This is a genomic window from uncultured Cyclobacterium sp., from assembly GCF_963976465.1.
GTDB lineage: Bacteria > Bacteroidota > Bacteroidia > Cytophagales > Cyclobacteriaceae > Cyclobacterium.
Genome location: NZ_CAXBOC010000375.1, coordinates 1 through 5,876 on the forward strand (window position 1 = coordinate 1; position 5,876 = coordinate 5,876).

Below are 5,876 nucleotides of genomic sequence, written 5' to 3' on the forward strand. Positions count from 1 at the left end.
TAAAAGGAAAGGTACAACAAGAATGGTTCTTTATTTTTTTCACGAATCAGCTGTAAACTTTCGTTGGTCAATCTATCGGTAAGGTATTCCCCTTCCGGTCCATCAGTAAGTTTAGGGTTACCATAGGGAGAATAATAGCCATTGCTTTTACCCTTTTTTAGCTGTGGAGCTCCCACGCGCCATCCTCCGATGTTCACATCAAAACCCTGGTTTTCGGGCCAATACTTCTCCTCTTCTCCCAGATGCCATTTTCCAATAAAAAAGGTTTGATACCCATTGTCCTTAAACTTTTCAGCAAGCGTTGTTTCTTCCAAAGCGAGTTCGTTATTAATCGAAGGGGTAATGATGGGCCGGCTTTCTTCGAATTTATCATAGCCTGGAATCCAATCAGTAATACCTAGCCTATTGGGGTGCATGCCTGTCATTAAAGCAGCGCGGGTGGGGCTGCATACCGGATGCGCAGCATAGGCTTGAGTAAAACGCAAGCCTTCCTTTGCCATTTGATCCAGGTTAGGGGTTTCATAAAAACCCTCAGGATAATTGGCTTTTACATCGGCCCAACCCAAGTCATCTACAAGGATAAAGATAAAATTAGGCTTTCGCTTAACTTCTTCTTCTACTTGGCAAGCACTAATTAGTAAGGCCAAAAGGAGAAAATAGTAGGTGTTTTTCATGTAGCTACAAACTGTTTGTTTACAAAGGTAGATAATACAATGAAATTTTAAGGGGGAGAAATTAAATATAAGTGCAATAGCGGAATTTAAGGTAGTACTAACTGCCAAAAGGTCTGGTTTTTATGGGGTCTATGTTCGAAATCGGACATAATTGCAGGCTATTTGCTTAATTCCGGTTTGGTTTCATATTTGTGTAAGGTATGGAAAGCAATTAGTATTAAAATAAACCGGAGCAATAATGGATTTCAAGCAATTTACTATTAAATCACAAGAAGTGATTCAGAAAGCCTTGGAGCTATGTACTGCTGAGCAACAGCAGCTTATAGAGCCTGCTCATATGCTGAAGGGTATTGTTCAAGTTGATGCCAATGTTACGGATTTTATATTCCAGAAATTAGGGGTCAATTCAGGATTGATCTTACAGAAGTTAGATGAAATCATCAGTCAATATCCAAAAGTAAGTGGGCAACAACCCTATTTATCCAATGCGACGAATGAGGTGATAACAAAAGCAAAAAGTTACCTCAAGACTTTTGGGGATGAATTTGTAGCAGTGGAGCATTTGTTACTAGGAATTTTGGCCGGTTCTGAGAAAGTAGCGCAGCTATTAAAAGGGCAAGGCTTAAGTGAAAAAAAATTAATAGAAGTTATCAAAGAACTTAGAAAAGGAAATAAAGTGACCGATCAAAATGCAGAATCTAAATACAGGTCTTTAGAAAAATATTCTAAAAATTTAAATGACCTGGCCAAAAAAGGAAAGATTGATCCTGTCATCGGTAGAGATGAAGAAATCAGGAGGGTCTTGCAAATCTTGGCAAGAAGGACCAAAAATAACCCGATACTATTGGGCGAGCCCGGGGTAGGTAAAACTGCTATCGTAGAAGGTTTGGCCCAAAGGATTGTAAGTGGAGATGTGCCTGAAAATCTTAAGAGTAAAACCCTTATATCATTGGATATGGGGCTCCTGGTGGCAGGGGCTAAATACAAAGGGGAATTTGAGGAGCGCCTAAAAGCAGTCATCAAAGAAGTGACCGACTCTGACGGTGAAATAATCTTATTTATAGATGAGATCCATACCTTAATTGGTGCCGGAGGTGGAGGTGAAGGTGCAATGGATGCAGCCAATTTATTAAAACCGGCCTTGGCAAGGGGAGAGCTGCATGCCATTGGTGCGACTACCTTGAAAGAATACCAGAAGTACATTGAAAAGGATAAAGCACTCGAACGACGATTCCAGCAAGTGGTGGTGGATGAGCCGGATGCAGCAGATGCCATTTCTATTTTACGGGGTATTAAAGACAAGTATGAATTGCACCATGGGGTGAGGATCAAAGATGATGCGGTTATTGGCGCGGTAGAGCTTTCTCAACGCTATATATCAGACCGCTATTTGCCGGATAAAGCCATCGATTTGATGGATGAAGCAGCGGCCAAATTAAGGATGGAGATTGATTCCCTTCCTCAGGAATTGGATGAGCTAAATAGGCGCATCATGCAATTGGAAATAGAAAGGGAGGCCATTAGGCGAGAAAAAAATAAGGACAAAGAAAGTGTACTTAGCAAAGAATTGGCAGACCTTACAGAAAAGAGGCAAGAACTAAAAGCCAAATGGGAAGGTGAGAAGGCCGTTATTCAAGGCATTCAAAGAGAGAAGGAGAATATTGACAAATTCAAAATTGAAGCAGAACAGGCGGAGAGAAGCGGTGACTTCGGCAAGGTTGCTGAAATTCGTTACGGCAAAATTGTTGATAGCGAGCAAAAGCTGGAATCATTCAAAGCACAACTGAAGGAGATGCAAGAAAATTCCACCTTGCTAAAAGAGGAGGTGGATAGTGAAGACATTGCAGCGGTGGTCAGCAAGTGGACGGGCATACCATTGTCTAAAATGATCCAAAGTGAAAGGGAGAAATTACTTCACTTGGAAGACGAATTGGGCAAAAGAATTGCAGGTCAGAAGGACGCCATCACCGCGCTTTCGGATGCAGTGAGAAGAAGCAGGGCAGGTCTGCAAGATCCAAAACGCCCTATTGGTTCGTTTATATTCTTAGGTACTACAGGAGTTGGTAAAACAGAATTGGCCAAAGCACTGGCGGAATATTTATTCAGTGATGAGAATGCCATGGTTAGAATCGACATGTCGGAGTATCAGGAAAGGCATGCTGTTAGCAGGCTGGTTGGAGCGCCTCCGGGATATGTAGGCTATGATGAAGGTGGTCAACTTACAGAAGCTGTGAGAAGAAAGCCTTATTCCGTGGTATTGTTGGATGAAATTGAAAAGGCACACCCGGATGTGTTCAATATCCTCCTTCAAGTATTAGATGATGGTAGGCTTACCGACAATAAAGGAAGGATAGCCAATTTCAAAAATACCATTATTATCATGACCACTAATATTGGGTCTCATTTAATTCAGGAGCGTTTTGAGAGTTTGAATGAGAGCAATAAAGAAGAAGTACTGGAAAGCACAAAAGAAGAGGTTTTCAATTTATTGAAAAAATCAGTGCGACCTGAGTTCTTGAATAGAATTGATGAAACCATCATGTTCGAGCCGCTCAACAGGAAGATCCTTCGGAAAATTGTGGATATCCAATGGAGAGAAATTCAGCAACGCTTGGCAGAATCCGGTATAGAAATTGACGCTACCCAAGAGGTGTTGGATTATTTAGGAGAAGTTGGGTTTGATCCTCAGTATGGAGCCAGACCACTAAAAAGAACCATGCAACGCTTGGTGTTAAATGAGTTGTCCAAACAAATTTTGAGTGGATACATCAAGAATGATAGCGCTGTATTGGTGGATTTAGATGCAGAAAAACAAGTCTATTTCAAGAATGTAGACCATGTTGAGATAAGTTAAAATTCGGTTTATTGGGTTTATTAGTTGGACAGCCAACCTGTTTTCAGGTTGGCTGTTTTTTTGCGTCAGTCCCAAGCTGTAAATCCCAGTGATTGACCTACATCCTAGGTAGTCAAATTGGGAAAGTAAATGTACCGAATCAATATAAAATGGCTGCTAACTTTTGAGATGCATTGAGCTTAAGGTGAAATAAGAGATATTATGCTCTGTGCTTTTAAGTAAAATTTTACGGGTTGAGCAATGTGTCTATTTAAAATATTGTAAATTTAATTTTTTACTGGTTTAGTACTTGTAAATTACCCATTTAGCCAATAGTCATTTTATATATGAATAGTGAAAAAGTTTTGATTTTACTTCAGTTGTTTTTAAGCGGAGCAGAATACTTTTTCAGCCGGTTAAGTTTTTTAAAACTTCAGAATCTTTGGGGGCAGGCAAGGTCAAGCTCTTATGCGGTATTTCTTAAACGGTATGTGGTGATACCGGTCATAGGTGAAAGTAAATCAAGAGGCTATACCGGGGATGCGTACATCAGGTTTAAAATATCATAATTCTACTAACTTCTACAAAGAATGTCCTTCAAGCAAATTATAGTTGGCTACCAAATACCAAGAGCCAATTCCAATAAAAAGTGAATAATCAAATAACGCTATGAATAAATTAATTCTATTGCAGCTTTTATTTTTATTATTTCTCAACTGTTTTATTTTACAGGTCAAGGGGATGGATTCCGGCTTCAAAGAACAGCCGAAAAAAATTGTGTTGATAGCAGGTCCGAAAAGCCATGGCCCTCATGCTCACGAATACATTAAATCAGTGAGGCTTATAAAAACCATGTTGGACAAGTCCAATGTGGAAGGGCTAACTTCGGAAATCCACCTAAATGGCTGGCCGGAAGCACCTTCAACTTTAGATGATGCCGACCTTATACTTTTTATTACTGATGGGAGGGATGGCCACTTGTTTTCAGAGGTGCCATTTATGACAAACGATCGGATGAAGGTTATGCAAAAACAAATGGATAGGGGCTGTGGTATATCCTTGATTCATTTTTCAACTTTTGCATCAGATCATTTTGGTAAAAAAATATTGGAATGGGGAGGAGGCTATTTTGATTGGCAAGATGATTTGGGAGAAAGAAACTGGTTCTCTGCCATCAAAACTATGGAAAGTAAACTTGTTTTTCAAAATCCGAACCACCCTATAGTGTCCGGGCTAGAACCTTTTGTATTGAAAGATGAGTTTTACTACAATATCAGGTTTCAGGAAGGTGATGACCGTGTACAGCTAATTGCTGAAGTGCCTGAATTGGAAGGAAGAAAAGGAAGTGGGAACACTGTAGCTTGGGCCCTCGAAAGGAAAGACGGTGGGAGAGGATTTAGCACAACAATGGGTCATTTTTTCTCCAATTGGGAAAATGATAATTTCAGAAAAATGTTGCTCAATGGGATTGTTTGGGCATCAGGGGCACAAGTACCTCAAGAGGGAGTGGAGACTGAATTTTTCAATGATCGGGAAGTAAGCCTGCATCTCTTTCAAAAGTCCCGAAAAGCATTGGTGGTCACAGGGAACCATCACCCTGCCCACCCATAGCAACAAACTTCATTACAAGTCAAGTCAATCATTGAAGAGAATACTGGGTTTTATGTGGATATTTCTACGAATATTGAAGATCTCTCTCAATATGATCTTGAAGATTATGATGCATTAATCCTGAACTATGCCAATTGGGAAGATCCTAAAACATTGTCGGATGGATCAAAAAAATTCTTTGTCAATTACTTGAAAGAAGGAGGGGGCTTAATTGTGTTGCATTTTGCCAATGGTGCTTTTCACTTCTCTCTCCCCAATGCAGGAGATTCTGACTGGCCCGAATACAGGAATATCGTCAGTAGAGTGTGGGATCACCACTCAGACAGCGGCCATGATAAATATGGGGAATTTTCCGTTAAGGTTTCAAGTCACAAGCATCCGATCACTTCAGGGGTTGAGGATTTTTTAACTTTTGATGAATTGTATTTTAACCAGAAAGGAGAGCGGTCCATTGAACCTTTATTAACGGCCAAATCCAATATTACAGGAAAGAAAGAACCATTGGCATGGGTTTACAACTATGGCAAAGGGAAGGTTTTTCAAACCCTGTTGGGGCATGATGCCAAGTCTTTTAGTGCTAAGCAGTTTCAAATGGTACTTTCCAATGCAATCAATTGGGTGGCAAAGGACTATGAGGATTAAACCCGAAATATGCAATAGACATTCTATTACGTGCTGAAATCGCTTTAAAATCAGCCACTTAGTTGCTGTTTTCAATTTCACCATAGCGGTGCTATGCTAAAATCTCCAAACAGTCT

The 5,876-nt window shown here is 40.2% G+C and carries 5 protein-coding genes; 4 read left to right on the top strand and 1 reads right to left on the bottom strand.

Features of this window, described 5'->3' with window-relative positions; all coding sequences use genetic code 11:
* On the bottom strand, window positions 1-674 hold a 674-nt coding region (locus tag AAC037_RS18200), incomplete at its 3' end, for a sulfatase-like hydrolase/transferase (RefSeq protein ID WP_339904571.1).
* Window positions 675-912: 238 nt separating this feature from the next.
* On the opposite strand from AAC037_RS18200, the gene clpB reads away from it, so the two are divergent.
* From clpB to AAC037_RS18220, 4 genes are all read left to right on the top strand, one after another.
* Window positions 913-3,528, top strand: a complete 2,616-nt coding sequence (gene clpB, locus AAC037_RS18205) for an ATP-dependent chaperone ClpB (RefSeq protein ID WP_339904572.1) — start codon at window positions 913-915, stop codon at window positions 3,526-3,528.
* 326 nt (window positions 3,529-3,854) lie between these two features.
* Window positions 3,855-4,076 carry a hypothetical protein gene (locus AAC037_RS18210; protein ID WP_339904574.1) on the top strand — a complete coding sequence of 74 codons (222 nt, stop codon included), beginning with the start codon at window positions 3,855-3,857 and terminating at the stop codon, window positions 4,074-4,076.
* A gap of 100 nt (window positions 4,077-4,176) precedes the next feature.
* Entirely contained in the window at window positions 4,177-5,118 is a 942-nt protein-coding gene (locus tag AAC037_RS18215) for a ThuA domain-containing protein (protein ID WP_339904576.1), read from the top strand.
* 27 nt (window positions 5,119-5,145) lie between these two features.
* Window positions 5,146-5,760 (top strand): ThuA domain-containing protein, encoded by a 615-nt coding sequence (locus AAC037_RS18220; RefSeq protein WP_339904578.1) that lies wholly within the window; start codon window positions 5,146-5,148, stop codon window positions 5,758-5,760.
* Window positions 5,761-5,876: the final 116 nt, after the last annotated feature.

Bases quoted from the DNA above. Each gene is read 5' to 3' on its own strand.
- clpB (WP_339904572.1), top strand. From the start codon at position 913: ATGGATTTCAAGCAATTTACTATTAAATCACAAGAAGTGATTCAGAAA.
- AAC037_RS18210 (WP_339904574.1), top strand. From the start codon at position 3,855: ATGAATAGTGAAAAAGTTTTGATTTTACTTCAGTTGTTTTTAAGCGGA.
- AAC037_RS18215 (WP_339904576.1), top strand. From the start codon at position 4,177: ATGAATAAATTAATTCTATTGCAGCTTTTATTTTTATTATTTCTCAAC.